Here is a 21,410-nt window from a genome sequence, read left to right as displayed (position 1 = left end):
CTACTCGATCACCGCAAGGGGCGCCGCTGCGGTCAGCCGCCGAGGCGCTCGCGCAGCCGGCGGGCGACCTCGGCCGCCGGCATCCGTCTCGGGAACACCGCGATCGCGATGTCGTCGTCGCGCGCCGATGTCTCGTCGGGGTGCACACCGAAACGGATCATCGCCTCGTCGAGAGCGCGGCGCAGCACCGAGGCCGGAACCTTCTTCGGCCCGCGGATGAGCTGGCGCAGCACATGGTTGTGCACGGCGGTGACGAGGGCGGCGAACCCCACCGCCTCCAGCGGATCGAGGTCGGGGATCGCCCGGCGCAGATACTCGTCGAAGAGGCGCTCGTAGCGGAACACCGTGACGATCTCTCGGTCGCGGAGCGCCGGCACCTGCCGCACGACGACATAGCGGCGACGCGCCAGCTCCGGATCGGCTGCGAAGTGGCGGAAGGCGAGGACGGATGCTTCGCACACCGCCGCCCAGGGGTTGCGGTGCGGCTTGTCGAGGTAGTCCCTGAGGTGGGCGAGCAGCTGCTCGTGATCGGCGAAGACGACGTCGTCCTTGCCGCCGAACTGGCGGAAGAATGTGGAGCGCGAGACTCCGGCGGCCTGGGCGATCTGCTCGACGGAGGTCTGATCGAACCCCTGCTCGGCGAAGAGGTCGATCGCGGCAGCCGCGACGGTGGTGGCGACGGCGGTGCGCGCGGCGGACGAAGTCGCGGTGTCGCTCATGGCGAGAGCCTAGCCGTCCGGCCGAGAAGGACTGGCTCGATCACCCCGCCCCGGCCCTATCATGGGCCCATGCCGGTGGGGGAGGCCGCTCGTCGGCGTCGGCGCCCGGTGATTGCGGCCGTGGCGGTGGCGTCGGTCGTCGCGCTGGGCACGGCGGGTCTCGTGGCCGCCGCGGATGTCCGCACGCCGACGCCGTCCGGAGCGGCGGGTCTTTTCGTGCCGGCCGATGGGTCGGCCGACTGGGTGCAGATCGATCCTCACCTCTCGCGGCAACGGGAGAATGCACGGGCGGTCGGGGCATCGAGCCTGTTCGAGCTGCCGCAGCAGGCGCTGCTCACGGTGTGGGGCGACTTTCCCGCCGACGGAATCCAGACCGTGCCGCTCTGGTCGGTGCTCTGGTCGGGGGAGGGGATCGATCCGGCCGCGGCTCCCCGCGACCTCTATTCGCTCGTCGGAGGCGACATCGCGCTCGTGATGACGACCGGGACGCAGACGGGTCTGGTGTATTCGCCGGCGCTTCGCGTGCTGGCCTCCGACGCGCGCGAGGGATCGTCGTGGACCAGTGACGGCACCGCGCACTCGGCAGTACCTGGAGGCGACGGCACGCAGGGCGTGACCTTCGATTATTCGGCGCAGTTCAGCGCGAGGGCGCCCGCCGATCAGGCGGTGCGGGCATTCGCCGAAGGCCACGATGGATGCCTCGAAGTCGGGGCGCACCTCGTTTTCACCCTCCCGGGGGTGACGCTGTCGACGCCTGTCACGATCGACGACGTGTCGCTGTGGTGCCCAGGGCTCGGCATCGTCGCGGCCACGACCGCGACCGTTGGCGCCAACCCGGTGCGCACCGTCCCCGCATCAGCCCCGGCGCCATCGTCGTCGGGCGTGCATGCCCAGGCCCAGGCGTGGAGCGATCCTGAGCAGTGGACCGCTCAGCCCGTCGCGCCCACCTCGACCGATCCGACGTTCGGGTCCACCCCCCGCTCGCTCGATCCGGCACTGCAGCCGGTCGCGGCCGGCGACACGATCGTCGCGGCAGACATCAACACCGGCGATGTCTCGTTCCTGGAGCCGGGTGCCGGCGCGCTGGTCGAGCGGCGCATCGTCAGGCCCGGGGGCGACGTCACCGCCCTCGCGGCGGTCGGTGACACGGTGATCGCCGCGACGTCCGCCCGACGCATCGTCGCCTACGCGCCGGACGGCACCCGCCGTTGGGAGCGCGCGATGAACGACGTCGTCTTCGCTCGGCCGATCGGAGACGGGGAAGGCGGCATCCTGATCGCGGGCGTGGACGGCACCCTCGCGGATGTGGATGCTGTCACCGGCGCCGAGCGATGGAAGACGGCGGTCTCGGCCGACGCTCTCACCCAGATCGCCTCCGACGCAGGCCGCGCGATCGTGGCCGACCAGTCGGGGCACATCATCGCGGTGTCGGTGACGGACGGGACGCAGCAGTGGTCGGTCGAGGGCCCCGTCATAACGGCGCTGTCCGCGGCGGATGGGGCGGTCTACGCGGCGGGGAGCGACACGAGCGTCGCGCGTATGGATGCCGGCGACGGTCACACGACGTGGGTCTCGACGGCCGGAACGGGTGTCGACGAGCTCGCGATCGTCGAGGGCGTCGTCGTCGTGCTCAGCTGGGAGGACCTCATCGCTTTCGACGCCGCGACCGGGGAACCCGCGTGGCGTGCACCGGGCGCCGACCGCCTGGTGACCGACCGCACCACGATGATCGTCGAAGGGCGGGGGCCCGCCCGCCTGCTCGATGCGACCGGGGCCACGCAGCAGGAATGGGCCGTGACGCCGGAGGGCGCGGCGGCCGCGCGCTACCTCACCGCGCTCGCCGACCAGGTCTGGATCTTCGACACGGTCAGCGGAATCGAGAGGATCGGCCCGTGAGCGGGAACGTCGAAGAGCCGCGGGCCGATGGCCCATCGCCCCCGCCGCCGGCCCGCACGTCGTCTGGGGCGATGGCCGCGCTCCTCGCGATCCCGAGGGTGATCGCTGATTTCGGGATGCTGGTGCTCGTCGACCCCGTCAGGACTGGCCGCCTGCGCGCGGACCGCTGGCCGCGGGGCCTCGCACCCGTCGGAGTGATCGCGCTCATCGCGTACGCGGTCGCGGCGGTGAGCATCGTCACGGCCGGGGCGCTCCGCGCCGCGACCGTCGTGAGCGCGACACCGGGGATCTCGGCCCTGTCGTTCCCGCAGATCGCGGTGGGTCCGCTCCTCGCGCTCGTCGTCCTGGCCCTCGCGCTCGCCCAGACCGCAGCGCTTCACGCGCCGCTCTGGCTCGCCGTGACCGCGACGATCCTCTCCACCCTCGTGCTCGTCTCGATCGGAGCCAACGACGTCCAGGGCGTCGTCCCGATCGGCCGGGTGATGTCGTGGATCGCCGCCGCGTGCCTGTGGGCGCTGCTGTTCGTGCGACGGCGCCGAACGTACGCGTGGGGGGAGTTCGCGATCGTGTTCGGGGCGATGAGCGCGGGCGTCGCGGTGCCGTTCTGGCTGGTCGTCGAGAGCTCGGCCGCATACGGACTCGAGATCGGCCCCGTCACCCTGGCCTCGACGCTGCAGAACATCGCCTCGCTCGCCGTGCCGCTCTCCGTAGCGGCGGGGGCGGCCGTGGCACAGCTCTCGTGTTCGATGGCGACCGAGTCGGTCACCTCGATGCGGCGCCACCTGCCCGTGGGGGTCGGCGCAGCAGTGCTGGCGGCCCTCGTGATCTGGCGCGTCTGGGCGGTCACGGCGGCGATCATCGCCGGCGACATCGGCAGGTGGCAGGGGCTCGTCGCCGCTGTCGTGCTCGTCGCGGTCGTCGCCCTGTGCTGGGCGGCGCTCGCCCGCATCAGGGTGGTCGCATCGCGCCCCGCGCCTGCGCAGCTCGAGGCGAGTTTCGCCTCAGTGGCCCAGCCGCTCGCGATCGCCCTCACGATCGGCGTGTTCCCCGCAACGCTCCTGTACATCGCATCCGGCGTCGTGTATTCGTATACCTTCGCGGACGGGCCCACTCTGGTGCTGAGCGGGATGGCCGACTGGTTCACCCAGGAGACCGTGGTCGCCGCCACCCGACTGATCGTCGGAGTCGGGGTCGTCGTGCTGAGCGCGATGCTCGCCCGTCGTGGCCGCGAGGTCGTTCCCGAGCTGCTCGCCGCCATCGGCGTCGTCGTCATCAGCCAGGCGCTCCTCGCGCTCCTCGGGCTGGGCCAGTGGAGCTGGACGGGTCAGAGCGTCACGGTCGCCGTCACGGTGGCGGCGGTGGTGCTGCTGATCTGGCTCGCGACGCGCCGCCGCCTCACGGTGGAGCGGGGCGCCGCGCTGGGCGTCACCCTCTTGCTGGCAGCCCTGTTCGACCAGCGCACGTTCGTCGAGGATCCGCTCCGCGCCGTGTTCGGGTTCACCGGATTCGCGTTCATCCTCTTCGGATTCGTCTGGGCGCTGCTGACCGGTGCCGCGCGGGCGAACGGAACGTCGCCCGGCTACCCGCGTGCCACGCGCGTTCTGCTGTTCCTCGCCAACGCCCTGTTCGGGCTCACGGTCGTCGCCTTTTCCGCGCTGGCCCGCGATCCGTCCAGCCCGATCGACCTCGCCGCGCTGACGGATTTCGGCGACCGCACGCTCGGCAACGGGCTGCTCGCCGCCGCCCTGCTCGCAGCGCTCGCCACGGTCGTGCGGGGTCCACGGCCGTCTGGAACACCGGATCCGGTGGCGGTCGAGACCGGGCACCAGCATCCGTCCGAGGCTGTCAACCCCTTGGGCCAGCGGGCGGCGGACACTTCACTGGAGCGATGACTCCCCTCTGGAGAACCGGCCGCGACCTCGTCGCAGGAACCCCGTTCGATGCGGGAGCGCACTACGACGTCGTGGTGGTCGGCGCGGGCATCACGGGTCTGTCGACTGCCCTGATCCTGGCGCGCGCCGGTCGCAGCGTCGCTGTCATCGAACAGGGAGAGGTCGGCTCGCTTGCCACCGGATCCAACACCGGCAAAGTGTCGCTGCTGCAGGGCACGGTCCTTTCGACGCTGCGACGACACCATCCGGCCTCTTTCGTCCGCGCTTACGTGGAGGCCAACAGGGCGGGCGCCGACTGGCTGCTCGGGTTCGCCGACGAGGCGGGTGTGCCCTACACCCGCCGCACCGCCTACTCCTTCGCCACGCAGGCTGACGGTGAGCGCGCAGTCGAGGACGAATTCTCCGCCGCCGCCGAAGCAGGACTGTCCGTCCGTCGCACCCGCGAGCCGGAGGAGGACACCGCATTCCCGATGACGGCCGCCGTCGCTCTCGACGACCAGGCGGCGATCGACCCCCAGGCCGTCGCGGTGGCACTCGCGCGGGCGTTGCTGGCGGCGGGCGGCGTGCTGCACACGGGCACCCGCGTCACTCGCGTCAGCGCCTTCGCGGCGACCGGCGTGCAGACCGATCGAGGCCCGGTCCTCGCCGATCAGGTCGTGCTGGCCACGGGCACGCCGATCGCCGACCGCGGGCTGACCTTCGTCAAGACCAGGGGGCTGCGCTCGTACTGCGTCGCGTTCCGCACGGACGCATCCGTGCCCGACGGTCTGTACCTGTCGGTCGATGCGCCGTCGCGCTCCCTCCGCTCGGTGACGGTGGCAGACGGCCCGGCCGCCGCACTCATCGTCGGCGGCAACGGACACCCGGTCGGTCGCGGAGGCTCCGAAGCAGGTCGCATCGACGAGCTCGTGACGTGGACGCGGGAGTGGTTTCCCGATGCGACCCCGACCCACCGCTGGTCGGCGCAGGATTACGAATCCCACGATCTCATCCCCTTCGTCGGCGCGCTGCCGCGCGGGTTCGGCCGTGTCCGCTTCGCCACCGGGTTCGGCAAGTGGGGGCTGACCAACGGGCCGGCTGCCGGCATCCGGATCGCTGCCGAGATCGTCGGCACCTCGCGGGGCGATCTGCCGTCGTGGGCGCGCACGATCGGCACCCGGATGACGGTGCCCGCAGATCTCTCACGCGGCGCATCCGAGGCAGCGCGCGTCGCCGCGGCGGCAGCGAGGGGCTGGATCGGAGCCGAGAGTGCGACAGTGCCGGTGCCCCAGCCGCCCGAAGGCGCGGGGATCGTCGCGAACAGAGCAGGTGCGCCGGTCGCGATCTCGACGGTCGGCGGACGCACACGCGCGGTGAGCGCGGTGTGCCCTCACCTGGGTGGGGTCCTCTCGTGGAACGACGCGGAGTGCACGTGGGACTGCCCCCTGCACGCGTCTCGTTTCGCGGCCGACGGAACACGGCTGGAGGGTCCTGCATCGCGCGATCTGCGGCGTCTTTCCGGGCCCTCCGGTCGGTGACCGCGTCAGGATCGGTCATCTTCCGGTAGTAGGCTTGTTGACCGTCCGATATCTCGATATCGAGACATTTCCGGCGCTGTTCGCGCCTCTCCCTGACCAGTCGCCCCCAGCGAAGGACTGCACTGTGGATCTGTACGAGTACCAGGCACGAGACCTTTTCGAGAAGTACGAGGTGCCGGTGCTCGCCGGCATCGTCGCGGACACGCCGGAGGAGGTGCGGGCCGCAGCCGAGAAGATCGGCGGAGTCGTCGTCGTCAAGGCGCAGGTCAAGGCCGGCGGCCGCGGAAAGGTGGGCGGCGTCAAGGTCGCAAAGACACCGGATGAGGCATTCGAGGCCGCGAAGACGATCTTCGGGCTCGACATAAAGGGCCACATCGTCAAGCGCGTGATGGTCGCCCAGGGCGCCCGCATCGACAAGGAGTACTACTTCTCGGTGCTGCTCGACCGGGCCAACCGCTCGTACCTGAGCCTGTCCAGCGTCGAAGGCGGCATGGAGATCGAAGAGCTCGCGGTCGAGCGCCCAGAGGCCCTCGCCCGCGTCGAGGTGAACCCGCTGACCGGCATCGACCACGCCAAGGCGCTCGAGATCGCGAAGGCCGCCGGTTTCGACGACGAGCTGGCTCCGAAGGTGGCCGACGTCTTCGTCAAGCTCTTCAACGTCTACAAGGGCGAGGATGCGACCCTGGTCGAGGTGAACCCGCTCGTGCTCACCGAGGAGGGCGACATCATCGCCCTGGACGGCAAGGTCTCGCTCGACGAGAACGCCGACTTCCGGCATCCCGCACATGCGGCACTGGAAGACAAGGATGCTGCCGACCCGCTCGAGGCGAAGGCCAAGGCGAACGATCTGAACTACGTCAAGCTCGACGGTGAGGTCGGCGTGATCGGCAACGGCGCGGGGCTCGTCATGTCGACGCTCGATGTCGTCGCCTACGCCGGCCAGAAGCACGGCGGCGTGAAGCCGGCCAACTTCCTCGACATCGGCGGCGGAGCCTCGGCGGAGGTCATGGCCGCCGGCCTCGACGTGATCCTCGGGGATCCCCAGGTCAAGAGCGTTTTCGTCAACGTCTTCGGCGGCATCACCGCGTGCGACGCAGTTGCCAAGGGCATCGTCGGGGCCCTCGCCGAACTGGGCGCCAGTGCCTCGAAGCCGCTGGTCGTGCGCCTCGACGGCAACAAGGTCGAGGAGGGCCGTGCGATCCTCCGCGACGCCGCGCACCCCCTGGTCACCTTGGCCTCGACCATGGACGAAGGCGCCGACAAGGCCGCCGAACTTGCGAACGCGTAAAGGACTGAAGAACATGTCGATCTTCCTCAACAAGGACTCCAAGGTCATCGTCCAGGGCATCACCGGCGGCGAGGGCACCAAGCACACCGCCCTCATGCTGAAGGCCGGAACCCAGGTCGTCGGGGGTGTCAACGCCCGCAAGGCCGGCACCACCGTGCTGCACAAGGACAAGGACGGCGCCGACGTCGAACTGCCCGTCTTCGCCTCGGTCGCCGAGGCGATCGCCGCCACCGGCGCCGACGTCTCGATCGCTTTCGTGCCGCCCGCCTTCACGAAGGACGCGATGATCGAGGCCATCGACGCCGAGATCCCGCTCCTCGTGGTGATCACCGAGGGCGTGCCCGTCGGCGACACCGCCGAGGCGTGGGCGTACACGCAGTCCAACGGTGACAAGACCCGCATCATCGGTCCGAACTGCCCCGGCATCATCACGCCGGGCGAGTCGCTCGTGGGCATCACGCCGGCGAACATCACCGGGAAAGGCCCGATCGGGCTCGTTTCCAAGTCGGGCACGCTGACGTACCAGATGATGTACGAGCTGCGCGAGATCGGCTTCTCGTCAGCGATCGGAATCGGTGGAGACCCCATCATCGGCACGACGCATATCGATGCGCTCGCTGCGTTCGAGGCCGATCCCGACACCAAGGCGATCGTCATGATCGGCGAGATCGGCGGCGACGCCGAAGAGCGCGCGGCCGACTTCATCAAGGCGAACGTGACCAAGCCCGTCGTGGGGTATGTGGCCGGCTTCACCGCTCCCGAGGGCAAGACGATGGGCCACGCCGGAGCCATCGTGTCCGGTTCGGCCGGTACGGCGCAGGCCAAGAAGGAAGCCCTCGAGGCCGCCGGTGTCAAGGTCGGCAAGACCCCGTCCGAGACGGCATCGCTGATGCGCGAGATCATCGCGGCGCTGTAGCGTCCGGTTCGCTTCACCCGACGAAAAAGGGCCCCGCATTCTGCGGGGCCCTTTTCTCGTGCCCAGATGTATTTCCGGGAAATCTCCGCGCTCTGCACTTGTGGATGAATCGTGGCGAGGTCTACAGTCACCATCGGACACGCCCGCTCCGGCGCGCGTGGGGGGATGGGGATCTCAGCACGACGAACGGGCCGAAAGGAGCCCCGTGGTTCGGAGAGCCCTCTTTGCGGAGGATCAACGCGATGAGCGGGGCGCAGGCCGTGCTCGCTCGATCGCGCCCTCCCGGGCTTCCCGCATCGGATCCGTCGCCGTTCTGCTGAGCGCCGCTCTCGTGATCGGCCAGATGGCATGGGGCCTGCCCGCCGCGACAGCCGCAGAGCCTGCACCCGCACGGTCTATTCCCGCCGCGGAATGGACCTCGCCAACCCCCGGAGAGCCTGCGCCGGCGGTCAGCGATGTCCCGACTCAGGACGTCGTTGCGGTTCCCGACGGCGACGAACCGGTGCAGTCGTCGACGCTCGAAGAGCCCCGTGTCATCGCCCCGCCGACGACGATCGTCGTCATCCAGGTGCCGATTCCGAGTTCGACTCCGTCGAGCCCGCCGACCTCGCCGTTCGGCCCGAACTGCGTGCAGACCTCCAACGGAAACACGCCCGGCACCTCCGGCGGTTCGACCAACTCGTCGACCACCAGCACCAGCAGCACGAGCTTGACCTGCGGCCCTGGCACGGTGAATCCCGGCTCGGTCGGCTCGGCGCCCACCCCGGCGCCGACCCCGAGTATCCCGGGTCTGCCGACCCCGACGCCTGCCCCGACCGCCCCTCCGGCGCCCGAGCCGACGACGCCGCCGGCACCGACGCCGACGACGCCGCCGGCCCCGACGCCGACGACGCCCCCGACGCCGACGGTGCCGAGTCCCGCCCCCGTCGGCCCGACCCCGACCGGTACGCCGAGCGCGTCGGGAACGGGCGTCATCGGCTACGCCGCCGCGCTGTCATCCCGCCCGTTCGTGCCGGTCGAAGTCACCGACGCGCCGGTCGCCGACGCACCGACCGGCCCTGCGCCCGAAGAGACCACGCCGGCGGATGCCGCCGCGACCGCCGCGGCCGACGCTCCGGTGAACGGCACTTCTGCCGACGAGCCGGCGATGGTGCCAGCCACCGACGAGCAAGGGTCGGCCCCGGCCGATGAGGCGCCTGCGCCGACCGCGACCGACGAGCCCGCCGAGGCCCCGGCCGACGAAGCCACCGATGCCTCGCCCGGCGAGACGGCCGCGCCCACCGACCCGACGGCCGCGCCCACCGACCCGACGGTCGCGCCCACCGACCCGACGGCCGCGCCCACCGACCCCGTAGCACCCGCGGCTCCCGAGGTGTGGACGATCGCGGCCGGCGGAACCGTGACGGTCGCCGTCTCGGGGACTCAGATCGTCGTGGTCGCGGACGGCGCCGAGTCGCGCCGCGACCGCGCATCCGTCCTCTCGCTGGCGATCTCCGCCGGCGGTGCGGTCACGATCCCTGAGGATCTCGGTCTCCCGGTCACCGTCACGAGCGCCGCGACGCTGACTGTCTCGGGGTCGGCGTCCGTCTGGACCACCGACGGAGCAGGCGCCGGTCACGTGAGCGGCGCGACGGACGTCGCGTTCAGCGGAGTGGGAGAGCTCGTCGCCGCCGGAGCCGGCCAGCGCTTGCAGGGTCCGGTCGGCGACACCACCTGGCACGTCACCGGCGAAGGATCCGGCACGGTCGCGGGCCAGCGCTTCTCCGGCTTCGACACCCTCGCCGGGTCGGCCGGCAACAGCGACGAGTTCGTGGTCGCGGTGGGCGGCCACATCGATGCGGTCGACGGCGGCGCGGGCGGGTGGGACACGCTCCGCTTCGAGGGGGGCCGCGCGTCGGTCGACTCGTCGCCGACCGGACCGCAGTCCGGCAGCCTCGTGGTCGACGGACGCAGCATCGCCTACGCCGGCCTCGAGCCGATCGTCAGCGCCGCGGTGAACGACTACACCGTGAACGCGACGGACGACAACGACACGATCGAGGTCGCCAACGACACGGCGAACGCCGGCAACGTGTTGGTCCGCAGCGTCGGCTCGCTCTTCGAAAGCCACTCGGTCAAGCCGCTCGTCTCGCTCACGATCCACACCACAGGAAAGGGCGCAACGATCCGGATCGTCGGCATCCTGACCTTCCTCGGCGTCACGTTCGTCTTCCGCGCGGCACAGATCGTCGCCCAGTCCGGCGACGTTCTCGACGCCGGCGCCGGCGACGTCACGTTCGCCGCCGAGAGCACCTCGACCGATTCGACCCCCGCGCTCGCCGAAGTCCACCTCACCGGTGCAGCGATCACCGCCCGCAACATCGTGCTGTCGGCCACCTCCACCTCGACCGTCGCCCCGGCACCCACGCTCGGCCTGGCGATCGGCGCCGCGACGTCGGCGGCGCGCGTGATCGTCGACGGTGACAGCAGGCTGGTCGCCACCGGCGATGCGACGCTCACCTCGGCATCCACCGTCACGGTCGACACGCAGTCCACCGGCACCGGCGCCGACGCGTCGGTCGATGCCGCGGTCGCTCACACCACGATCGACAACACCGCGGCGACGCTGCTCACCGGCGCGGCATCTGTTCAGACCGGCGGCGCACTCGCCCTCGTCGCCCGCACGGCGACCACCGCCACGACCAAGGCCGACGCCACGGCGGCGACCGCCGGTGCCGGCATCGCCACCTCGTCGGTCACCATCGGCACGCGGGCGATCGTCGACGCGATCGGGGCGGCGGGCCTCGCCGTCGGGGGAGCCCTCACCGTGCTGGCCGACTCCACCCACGCGATTCACACCGAGGCGATCGCGAGCCCCGGCGGCTCGACGGGGAACGGGACGGCGCCCGGCGCGACCACTGCGACGGCATCGCAGCCCGGCGGGTACGCCTCCGCCCCGGGCGGTGCCGTCGGCATCGCCGGAGCGCTCGCCTTCTCCGACCTCGACCAGCGCACGCTCGCCGCGATCATCCCTCCGGCACCGTCGGCGATCGCCGCGGGGGGCACGGGTGTCGCGGTCACGGCGGTCTCTTCCGGATCGGCCGGGACGCACGCCGACGCGTCGGCCGTCACCGGATCGGCGACCGGCGTCGGGGTCGGCGTCTCCGTGAACATCGCGAACTCCGAAACCGAGGCGCGGGTCGGCAACGGCTCGTTCGAGGCATCCGGCATCATCGTCTCTGCGACCGCCGCCCCGCGCACCACCGCGGAGGTCAACGACTACCGCGCCGAGTCGACCTCGGGTGCCGGCGGGGCGACCCTGGTCGGGGCAGCCGGTGCCCTCGCCGTCAACGTCGCGACCTTCCGCACGCGCGCCGGCATCGACTCCGGCGTGGTCGTGACGGCACCGGGCACCGACCTCGCCTTCACCGCCCGAGCCGACAACACGAACACCGTCAAGGCCCTCCCGGGCGCGCAGGCCGGAGCCACGACCGGCATCGGGGCGAGCGTCGGCGTCAACATCGTGAACGACACCACCACCGCCGAGGTCGGCGACGACGCCACCGTCACCGGCGGCCACGACCTCGTGCTCGCCGCGGACGGCACGTCGCCGGCCAGCACCGAGGCCCGGGGCGGCGTCGCCTCGGACGATGTCGCGATCGCGACCGTGCTCGCGGCCACGATCTCCAACGCGCACGTCATCGCCCGGCTCGGCACGGGTTCGCCGCTCGTGCTCACCGGGGCCTTCACCGCGACCGCGTCGCAGCGCGCCCCGGTCACCACCATCGCCGCGGGCAACGTGGATGCCGCATCGGGGGCTGCGATCGGGCTCGTGCTCGCGCTGACCTTCGCCGACCACGTCGTCCGGGCGCTGCTCTTGCGTGACGTCACCGCCGCGGGCGATGTCACCCTCACCGCCACCGGCGCCGTCTCGACCGCGACCACCGCGTCGTCGTCCGCGACGGGAGCCGCCGGCAGCGGCGGCGCCGCACAGCCGACTCCGGGCGACAGTGCGACCGATGCCCGCACCTTCGTCGACGGGATCTCTCCCTCCGCAGGCGCCGGCACCGGCGGCGCCGGCGGCAGCGGCTCGACACCGTTCCCGGTCCCGAGCACGCCCCAGGGCACGGTCTCGGTCGCCGCGGCCCTCGCCCTGAACATCCACCACTCGAGCGCCGACGTGTCGGTCGCGGGCATCTCGATCACCGCATCGAAGGTCTCGCTCGAAGCCCGCGCGAACGTCACGGCCGCATCGACCGCGACCGGGGCACCGTCGGACCGCGGGCCCCCGAGCGGCGACACCACGATCGCAGCGGCCGTCGCGATCAACCTGGCGGATCTCACGATCCGCGCGGAGGTCGGCCCCTCCACCCGCATCAACGCAGATGCCCTCCACCTCGTCGCCGGAGTAGCCCCGCACAACGCCGCAGGGGCAAGCGACGACACACACCGCTTCACCACGACCGCAACGGGCGGTCAGGGCTCGGGCGGCGACCTGGGGGTCGCCGGATCCGTCGCCCTCTCGATCATCGTCCTCGCCACCAGCGCGGGACTGATCACCGGCACCGCACCGGGCGCCGTACCGCCCATCGTGACTCTGGCCGGAGCGAGCCGCTCCGTGAGCATCGAGGCGTCCTCGGCGGCGGAGACCGCGACATCCGCGCTTCTGTCCGACACCGGAGCCGGCAGCCCGACGACCGGCATCGGAGCCGCGTTCGCTCTCACGAGCGTCGACCACACGACCACTGCGCTTGTGGACACCGGTGCCTCGCTCACCGGGGCGGCGGCGCTGTCGCTGACGGCGAAGACGACGGATGCTGCGCGCAGCCTGGCACAGGGTTCGGCCCGCGGCGGCTCCACCGCGATCGCGCCGTTCACCGCAGTGACGCTCGCCCACGCGCACACGCGCGCCGAGATCGTCGCGGGCCCCGCGCTCTCCATCGCCGGAGGGCTCCTTCTCGCCGCCGAACAGCGCGCGGTCGCAGCCTCCGAGGCGAAGGCCGCGACCGGGACCACGGGTGGCACCGCCGTCGGAGCAGGCCTCGCGCTCACCATCGCGGATCCGTCGGTCACCGCCGTGCTGGGCCGCAGCGTCACCGCCGCAGGTGCGGTGACCCTGCAGGCGACCGGCATCTCGGCGACGTCCGCCACCGCCGAAGCGTCGGCCGCAGGCGCTCCCGAGAACGCGGCAGACTCCGGGGATGCTGCGAACCCCGGTGGCGCCGAAGGCCCGGGCGTCGACCACACCGTCGCCACGACTCGCGGCACTGCAGGCGGCCTCGCCACAGCGGGCGGCGGCACCGGTGCCGCCACAGGGCCCTCCACTCCGAGCGCATCGAGTTCGCAGGGCAAGATCAACGTCGCGGCGGCGATCGCCATCGCGCTGTCCGACGCCACGATCCTGGCCTCCATCGCGGCGGGGGTGGTCGTCACCGCGGGGGGCGCGGTGACCCTCGCCGCGACGGAGAACACGGATGTCGCCGCGGATGCGGAGGGAACGGCTTCGCAGGGAGCCGACGCCACGATCGGCGCAGCCGTCGCGATCGCCGCCTCGACGGTGGCGAACAACGCGGTGGTCGCCACCGGCGCGACCGTGACCGCGCCCGCGCTCGCGGTGTCGGCGACCACCGCCGCCGACGGCGCCGATACGCGCTCCGTCGTCACCGCGACCTCGACCGCCGGCGCGGGCGGCGGCAAGGTCTCTGCGGCCGGGTCGTTCGCCCTCGCTCTCACCGGCCGCGACACGTCCGCCACCCTGGCCGGCAACGCCGGAGGCGGAACTGTCGCCCTCACAGCCACGAGCGCCGCGACGACCACGGCCACCGCCCTTCCGGCCGGCGCGGGCGTCACCTCGGCCGGCGACCTCGGGATCGGGGCATCCGTCGCCCTGGCGCTCGTGACGATCCGCACCGCCGCGACCGTCGCGGGCGGGGCGACGCTCGTCTCGGCGACCGGACTGACCCTCGCCGCCGCCACAGACAGCGTCACGACCGCCACCGCGCGCATGGGCGCCGCCGGCGGCAAGGTCGCCGTCACACCCGCCATCGCCGTCGCGCTCTCGACCGTCGCCACGACCGCGACGCTCGAGGGGGCCGTCGGCTCGACGACCATCACCGGGGCGGTCGCCCTCACCGCCACGCAGCGTGCGGCTGCCGCCAGCACTGCGGGGGCGATCACGGTGGGAGCAGGTACCGCCGGGGTCGGCTTCGCGCTCGCGCTCACCATCGCCACCCACACGACGACCGCGGGCCTGGCGCGGAGCCTCGGCGCGGCATCCGTCGCCCTCACCGCGACCAGCCTCTCCACCAGCACCTCGACCGCCACGGCCTCGGCCGCGGGCGCGCCGGAGAACGGCGCCGACTCGGGCGACGCGGCCAGCCCCGGCGGCGCACCCGGAGGAGGCGTCGACGCTCAGGTGGGCGCCGCGCGAACCAACGCCGATGCCACCTCCGTCGCCCACGGCGGCGCGGGCTCGGGCACGACGGCGACGCCGAGCGCAGCATCGTCGGAGGGCCAGGTCAACGCCGCGGCCGCCGTCGCGGTCACCATCGCGACCGTGCGATCGGGCGCCGTCCTCGCGGGCGGGATCACCCTCACTGCGAGCGGAGCGGTCGCCCTCTCGAGCTCAGCCGGCACGGACGCGTCGTCGTCGGCGGACGGCTCGGCGTCGCAGGGATCGGACGCGACGATCGGCGCGGCGGTGGCACTCAACCTCGCCGACGTGCGCAACGAAGCCGCGATCCCCGCGACGGTGGTCGTCTCGGCGGCCGCGCTGACGCTGGTGGCGGATGTCGCGGCCGACGGTGCAGACACGCAATCGTCGTTCGGCGCCCGCTCGGTCGCCGGAGCGGGCGGCGGCAAGGTCTCGGTCGCCGGATCCCTCGCGATCGCGATCGTGACGCAGACCACTCGGGCGGCGGTCGACGGCACGGCGAACATCACCGGCGCCACCGCGATCGCTGCGCACAGCGACAGCACGACGGTCGTCACGGCGCTGCCCGCCGGGATCGGCGTGACCTCGGCGGGAGACCTCGGCTTCGGGGCGTCGGTCGCACTCGCTCTGGTCACCGATTCGGTCACCGCTGAGATCGCCGGCGGCGCGACCTTCACGGGCGGGACGACTCTTGACGTGGAGGCGACGACGGTCTCGGCAGTCACCGCTGAGGCGCGCATGGGCGCGCAGGGCGGCAAGGCCGCCCTCGCCCCCACATTCGCCGTCACCCTGTCGAGCATCGACACGACCGCCCGCATCGCGGCAGGAGCGCTGATCACCCTCAGCGGGGCCCTCGCGCTCACGGCCGCCCAGACCGCGTCCGCGACCGCCACGGCTTCGTCGCAGGCGCTCGGCGCCACGACCGCGGGCGTGGGGATCGCGCTGGCGCTGACCGTTGCGAACCACGCCGTGACGGCCGACCTCGGCCGCAGCGTCACGGCGGCCTCGGCGACGATCAGCGCCACCGGCATCTCCACATCGTCTTCCGTCGCCACGGCCTCCGCCGCCGGCGCCCCGGAAGACAGCGGGTCCGGTGGCGGTCCGGGCGGCGTGAACAGCGCGGTCATCGGTCAACGCGCTCACGCGGACGACGTCGCGGCGGAGCACCCGGGAGCCGCCGGCAGCGGCGCCGCGGCCACCCCGAGCGCCGAGTCGTCCGACGGTGAGGTCAACGCGGCGGCGGCGGTCGCCGTGACGATCACGACCGTGCGGGTCGCGGCATCCTTGACCGGGAGCGCCGTCCTCAACATGACCGGTGCCGCCTCGATCGCGAGCGCTGCGAACACGGATGCTGCGTCCCAGGCCGACGGCTCGGCATCGCAGGGCACCGATGCCACGATCGGCGCGGCCGTCGCGATCACGCTCGCAGACGTGGAGAACCGTGCGACCGTCGCGGCCGGAACGCGGGTGAATGCCCAGGCGCTCACGGTGTCGGCTGCCGTCGCGCCGAACGGCGCCGACTCGACCGCGACCTTCGGTGCGCGCTCGGTGGCCGGGGCCGGCGGGGGCAAGGTCTCGGTCGCCGGATCGCTCGCGCTCGCCATCGTCGGCCACCTCACCCGCGCCGCCGTCGACGGCGAGGTCGCCCTGACCGGGGGTCTCGCGACGGTGGGGGCCGCAGCATCCGTCGTCTCGAGCGTTGCCGCTCTGCCTGCCGGAGTCGGCGTCACGACGGCCGGCGATCTCGGCTTCGGCGCCTCGGTCGCCCTGAACCTCTTCACCGAGACCACGAGCGCCGAGATCGGCGCCACCGCGGCCGTGTCCGGCGGTGGGATCGACCTCGCCGCCACGTCGACCACCTCCGCGACGAGCGAAGCGCGGATGGGTGCACGGGGCGGCGACGTCGCACTCTCGCCCGCGGTGGCCGTCACGCTGTCGAACGTCACGACGTTCACGCGCATCGGCGACGGCCCGCTCATCACCGTGACCTCGCTGTCGTCCGTCGCGACGCAGACGGCGACTGCCACGGCGACCGCCTCGTCGCAGACCCTCGCGGCGGGCGACGCCGGCATCGGCCTCGGCCTCGCACTCACCATCTCGAACCACGTCGTCACGGCCGAGCTGCTGCGAAGCCTCACCTCCACAGGGGACGTGACCCTGCGTGCGACGAGCGTCTCGTCCTCGACCTCCACCGCCACCGCCTCGGCCGCCGGAGCACCCGAGAACGGCGCAGACTCCGCCGATGCCGCGAACCCCGGAGGCGCCGAGGGCGACGGCGTCGACCATGCCGTGACGAAGGAGCGGGCGCACGCGGATGCCGCGTCGACGGCGCACCACGGCGCAGGTACCGGAGGAGCGGCCACCCCGAGCGCCTCCTCGTCTCAGGGCAAGATCAACGCGGCGGCGGCCGTGGCGATCACCCTCGCGACCGTGCGCGCCGAAACCGTCTTCGGGCCGAACACCACCCTGACAGCGGCGGGTACCGTGACCCTCGCATCGAACGCGAACACGGATGCCGCCTCGTCGGCCGACGGCTCGGCGTCGCAGGGCGCCGATGCCACGATCGGCGCGGCCGTCGCGATCACCCTCGCGAAGGTGACGAACCAGGCCGTCGTTCAGGGCGGCGTCACGATCCACGCCCACGACCTCGTCGTCACCGCGGGCGTCACGCCGAACGGCGCCGACACCACCTCGACGATCGGCGCTCGTTCGGTCGCCGGCGCCGGTGGCGGCAAGGTGTCGGTCGCCGGTTCGTTCGCCCTCGCGATCATCACCCACCTCACCCGCGCAGCGATCGACGGGGCCGTCGTCCTCGACGGCGGTCCGGCCGACGGCAGGGACATCGCCGTCACCGCCACCGACGCGGTGCACTCGAGCGTCGCCGCGCTTCCTGCCGGTGCGGGCGTCACCAGCACCGGTGACCTCGGGATCGGGGCATCCGTCGCCCTCAACCTCTTCACGGTCATCGCCACCGCAAGTCTCGGCGACGCGGTCTCGATCGCCGGTGCCCGCGATGTGACGCTCGCCGCGACCTCCGACACGCTCGCCACCAGTGAGGCGCGCATGGGTGCCAAGGGCGGCAAGGTGGCGCTCGCCCCGGCCGTCGCGGTCACGCTCTCCAGCGTCACGACCACCGTGACCATCGGCGCCGGCGGCGTGCTGCAGGTCGGACGCACTCTGTCGGCCGCGGCGACCCAGAAGGCCGTCGCCACCTCGACTGCCGGGGCGATCGTGCTCGCCGCCACGAGCGCCGGCATCGGCGTGGGCCTCGCCCTTACGATCAGCGACCACACGGTCTCGACACTCCTCGGGCGTTCGGTGACGGCGGGGACGGATGTCGTGCTCCGCGCCTCCGGCATCTCGACCTCGACCTCGTCGGCCACGGCCTCCACCGCAGGTGCTCCGGAGAACGGCGCCGACTCCGGCGATGCAGCCAACCCCGGCGGAGGAGAGGGACCGGGCATCGATGAGAAGGTCGAGAAGGAGCGCAAGAACGCCTCCGACACCTCGGCGGTGAACGGTGGAGCGGCCGGCCCGACCACGCACGCCCCCAGCGCCGAGTCGTCGCAGGGCAAGATCAACGCGGCCGCGGCGGTCGCCATCACGCTGGCCACCGTGCGCGCCTCGGTCGAGGTCGCCGCGCCCGCGATCGTCACCGCAGGCGGCGGGGTCACCCTCGCTTCGAGCGCGAACACGGATGCCGCGTCCTCGGCCGACGGGTCGGCCTCGCAGGGCGCCGACGCCACCATCGGCGCGGCCGTCGCGATCACCCTCGCGAACGTCCTGAACCGCGCTGCGGTGGCGCCCGGAGCGGCGGTGCACGCCCACGACCTCGCCGTCACGGCCGGCGTCACGCCGAACGGCGCAGACCTGACCTCGACGTTCGGCGCCCGTTCGGTCGCCGGCGCCGGCGGCGGCAAGATCTCGGTCGCCGGTTCGTTCGCCCTCGCGGTCGTCACGCACGACACCGAGGCCGTCATCGGCGGCGCGGTCACCCTCACCGGGGGCACGGCCGCGGTGGACGCCGCCAGTGCGGTCGCCACGACGGTCACCGCCCTCCCGTCCGGCCCGGGAGTGACCTCGACCGGCGACCTCGGGTTCGGAGCATCCGTCGCACTCGCCCTCATCACCGACCGCACGTCTGCCGCGGTCGCCGACGGGGCCACCGTGGGTGGCACCGGCAGCCTGACGCTCACCGCGAGCGCGGTCGACACCGCCACCAGCGAGGCCCGCATGGGGGCCAAGGGCGGCAAGGTCGGGCTGTCGCCCGCGGTCGCGGTCACCCTCTCGAACGTCACGACCTCGAGCCGCATCGGCACCGGAGCGACGATCGTCCTCTCCGGCACGATCGCCGAGTCCGCGACGCAGACCGCCACGGCCACATCGACCGCCGGGGCGATCGTGCTGGCGGCCTCGAGCGCCGGCATCGGCGTGGGGCTCGCCCTGACGATCGCGAACCACGAGGTCACCGCAGCCCTGGCCCGGAGCATCCAGGCCGGCGGCGACCTCACCCTCCAGGCCGTCTCGATGTCGACGTCGTCCTCGACCGCGACCGCCTCGGCCGCGGGCGCACCCGAGAACAGCGGTTCCGGGGGCAGTGGCGGCACGGGTCTCGATGGGCAGATCCAAGACCAGCGCACCCACGCGAACAACGCCTCCGTCGCTGCCGGTGGCTCGGGGGTCGGGGCGGACACGGCAGCCACACCCTCCGCCGAGTCGTCGCAGGGCAAGGTCAATGTCGCCGCAGCGGTGGCGGTGACCCTCTCCACCGTCCGCGCCGAAACGCAGCTCGCGGGCGACATAGCCGTGACGGCGGCCGGCACCGCCGCCCTGAAGACCTCGGCGAACACGGACGCAGCGTCCTCCGCCGACGGCTCGGCCTCGCAGGGCGCCGACGCCACCATCGGCGCGGCGGTCGCGATCACGCTCGCGAACGTCACGAATGCCGCCGTCGTCCCGGCGACGGTCACCGTGAACGCCCACGATCTCCTCGTCTCGGCCACGGTCACCCCGAACGGCGCCGACTCCACCTCCACGTTCGGCGCGCAGTCGATCGCCGGGGCGGGCGGCGGCAAGGTCTCGGTGGCCGGGTCGTTCGCGCTCGCGGTCGTGAACCACAGCACGGCCGCATCGCTCCTCGGCACCGTCGCACTCAGCGGCGGCGAGGCGACCCTCAGGGCGGCCAGCTCCGTCGCCACCACCGTGAAGGCGCTTCCGGCCGGCGTGGGTGTCACCTCGACCGGCGACCTCGGGTTCGGGGCATCCGTCGCCCTCAACCTCATCAGCGACGAGACCAGCGCGGCCCTCGCCGACGGGGCGATCCTCACCGGAGCGCACAACGTCACGCTCGACGCGACCGCGAGCGACACGGCGGAGACCGAGGCGCGGATGGGTGCCTCCGGCGGCGATGTCGCCCTGTCGCCGGCCGTCGCGGTCACCCTCTCCCACGTCACGACGCAGGCGGCCGTCGGCATCGCGCTGACGCTCTCGGGCACGCTCGATCTCGCGGCGACGCAGCAGGCTGCGGCGACCTCCACCGGATCCTCGTCGAGCCTCGGCGCATCGGATGCCGCGATCGGCCTCTCGCTCGCGCTCACCATCGCGGACCACACCGTCACCGCCGTGCTCTCGCGCAGCGTCACGGCGGGCGTCGACGTGCGGCTGAGCGCCTCGAGCATCTCGGCCGCGACCTCGACGGCGTCGGCGTCGGCCGCCGGTGCCCCGCAGGACAGCGGCGCCGGTGGCGGCACCGACCCCGACAGCGCCATCGCGAAAGAGCGCACCCACGCGAATGCCTCGTCGGCCGCGAACGGCGGCGGCGATCCTCACGCCGCGTCGGCCATCCCGAGCGCTGAGTCGTCGCAGGGCAAAGTGAACGCGGCCGCTGCCGTGGCCGTCACCCTCTCCACGGTCCGCGCCGAGACGCAGCTCGCGGGCGGAATCGTCGCGACCGCGGCCGGCACCGTCGCCCTGACCACATCGGCGAACACGGATGCCGCGTCCTCCGCCGACGGGTCGGCGTCGCAGGGCGCCGATGCCACCATCGGCGCGGCGGTCGCCATCACCCTCGCGAACGTCACGAACGCCGCTGTCGTCCCGGCGACGGTCACGGTCAACGCCCACGATCTCCTCGCCTCCTCGACCGTCACCCCGAACGGCCCCGCCGACCACACCGCGACATTCGGCGCCCAGTCGGTCGCGGGAGCAGGCGGCGGCAAGGTCTCGGTGGCCGGGTCGTTCGCCCTGGCCGTCGTCAACCACACCACCCGCGCCGCGATCGACGGCACCGTCATCCTCACCGGGGGCGACGCGACGGTCACGGCCAGGAGCGCCGTGGCGAGCACGGTCAAGGCGCTGCCCGCCGGTGCAGGGGTGACCGACGCCGGCGACCTCGGGTTCGGGGCATCCGTGGCTCTCAACCTCGTCACCGACAAGACGGCCGCCGAGCTCGGCGATGGTGCGACCCTGAGCGGTGCGCACGACGCGATCCTCACCGCCGACGCGACAGACGTCGCCGTGACCGAGGCGCGGATGGGTGCGGCCGGCGGCGACGTCGCGCTCGCCCCGGCGGTCGCCGTCACGCTCTCGAACATCACCACGCGGACGCGCCTGGGCAGCGCCGGCACCCTCAGCGTGAGCGGCAGTCTCTCGCTGATCGCGACGCAGAAGGCGTCGGCGACGAGCACCGCGTCGTCCGCGACGGTGGGAGCCACGGATGCCGCGATCGGCCTCTCGCTCGCGCTCACCATCGCGAACCACACCGTCACCTC

8 protein-coding genes (1 of these 8 cut by a window edge) are annotated in these 21,410 nt (G+C 72.8%); 6 read left to right on the top strand and 2 right to left on the bottom strand.

The genetic code is table 11. The annotated features are described in order from the left end of the window. Positions 1–32: 32 nt before the first annotated feature. Positions 33–719 carry a TetR family transcriptional regulator gene (locus ACFE6Z_RS09045; RefSeq protein WP_375385406.1) on the bottom strand — a complete coding sequence of 229 codons (687 nt, stop codon included), beginning with the start codon at positions 717–719 and terminating at the stop codon, positions 33–35. Between the two features lie 69 nt (positions 720–788). Here ACFE6Z_RS09045 and ACFE6Z_RS09040 point away from each other — a divergent pair, with 69 nt between their 5' ends. The 5 genes from ACFE6Z_RS09040 (at position 789) to sucD (ending at position 8,228) form a co-directional block, all read left to right on the top strand. Further along, positions 789–2,615 (top strand): PQQ-binding-like beta-propeller repeat protein, encoded by a 1,827-nt coding sequence (locus tag ACFE6Z_RS09040; RefSeq protein WP_375385405.1) that lies wholly within the window; start codon positions 789–791, stop codon positions 2,613–2,615. Continuing rightward, entirely contained in the window at positions 2,612–4,507 is a 1,896-nt protein-coding gene (locus ACFE6Z_RS09035) for a hypothetical protein (protein WP_375385404.1), read from the top strand. Before ACFE6Z_RS09040 ends, ACFE6Z_RS09035 begins: the two co-directional genes overlap by 4 nt. Then, positions 4,504–6,024 (top strand): FAD-dependent oxidoreductase, encoded by a 1,521-nt coding sequence (locus tag ACFE6Z_RS09030; RefSeq protein WP_375385403.1) that lies wholly within the window; start codon positions 4,504–4,506, stop codon positions 6,022–6,024. The genes ACFE6Z_RS09035 and ACFE6Z_RS09030 overlap by 4 nt, the downstream gene beginning before the upstream one ends. Positions 6,025–6,148: 124 nt before the next feature. Further along, complete coding sequence (gene sucC, locus ACFE6Z_RS09025) at positions 6,149–7,312, top strand: ADP-forming succinate--CoA ligase subunit beta (protein WP_375385402.1); 1,164 nt, start codon at positions 6,149–6,151, stop codon at positions 7,310–7,312. Between the two features lie 13 nt (positions 7,313–7,325). Then, the gene (gene sucD / locus ACFE6Z_RS09020; RefSeq protein WP_375385401.1) at positions 7,326–8,228 is read left to right on the top strand and encodes a succinate--CoA ligase subunit alpha; all 903 of its coding nucleotides are present in this window, start codon (positions 7,326–7,328) and stop codon (positions 8,226–8,228) included. Positions 8,229–8,693: 465 nt separating this feature from the next. Here the strand turns inward: sucD and ACFE6Z_RS09015 are convergent, their stop codons facing one another. After that, complete coding sequence (locus ACFE6Z_RS09015) at positions 8,694–9,203, bottom strand: hypothetical protein (RefSeq protein WP_375385400.1); 510 nt, start codon at positions 9,201–9,203, stop codon at positions 8,694–8,696. Positions 9,204–9,237: 34 nt separating this feature from the next. Between ACFE6Z_RS09015 and ACFE6Z_RS09010 the strand changes: the two genes are divergently transcribed. Next, positions 9,238–21,410, top strand: partial view of a hypothetical protein gene (locus ACFE6Z_RS09010; protein WP_375385399.1) — the 5' end (the start) only. The gene runs 20,077 nt beyond the window's last position; only the first 12,173 of its 32,250 coding nucleotides appear in the window; its start codon is at positions 9,238–9,240; its stop codon lies beyond the right edge, outside the window.

It is taken from the genome of uncultured Microbacterium sp. (assembly GCF_964244775.1).
Classification (GTDB): domain Bacteria; phylum Actinomycetota; class Actinomycetes; order Actinomycetales; family Microbacteriaceae; genus Microbacterium.
The sequence above is the reverse complement of the archived record's forward strand: the minus strand, read 5'-3'. Positions and strand labels throughout refer to the sequence as shown.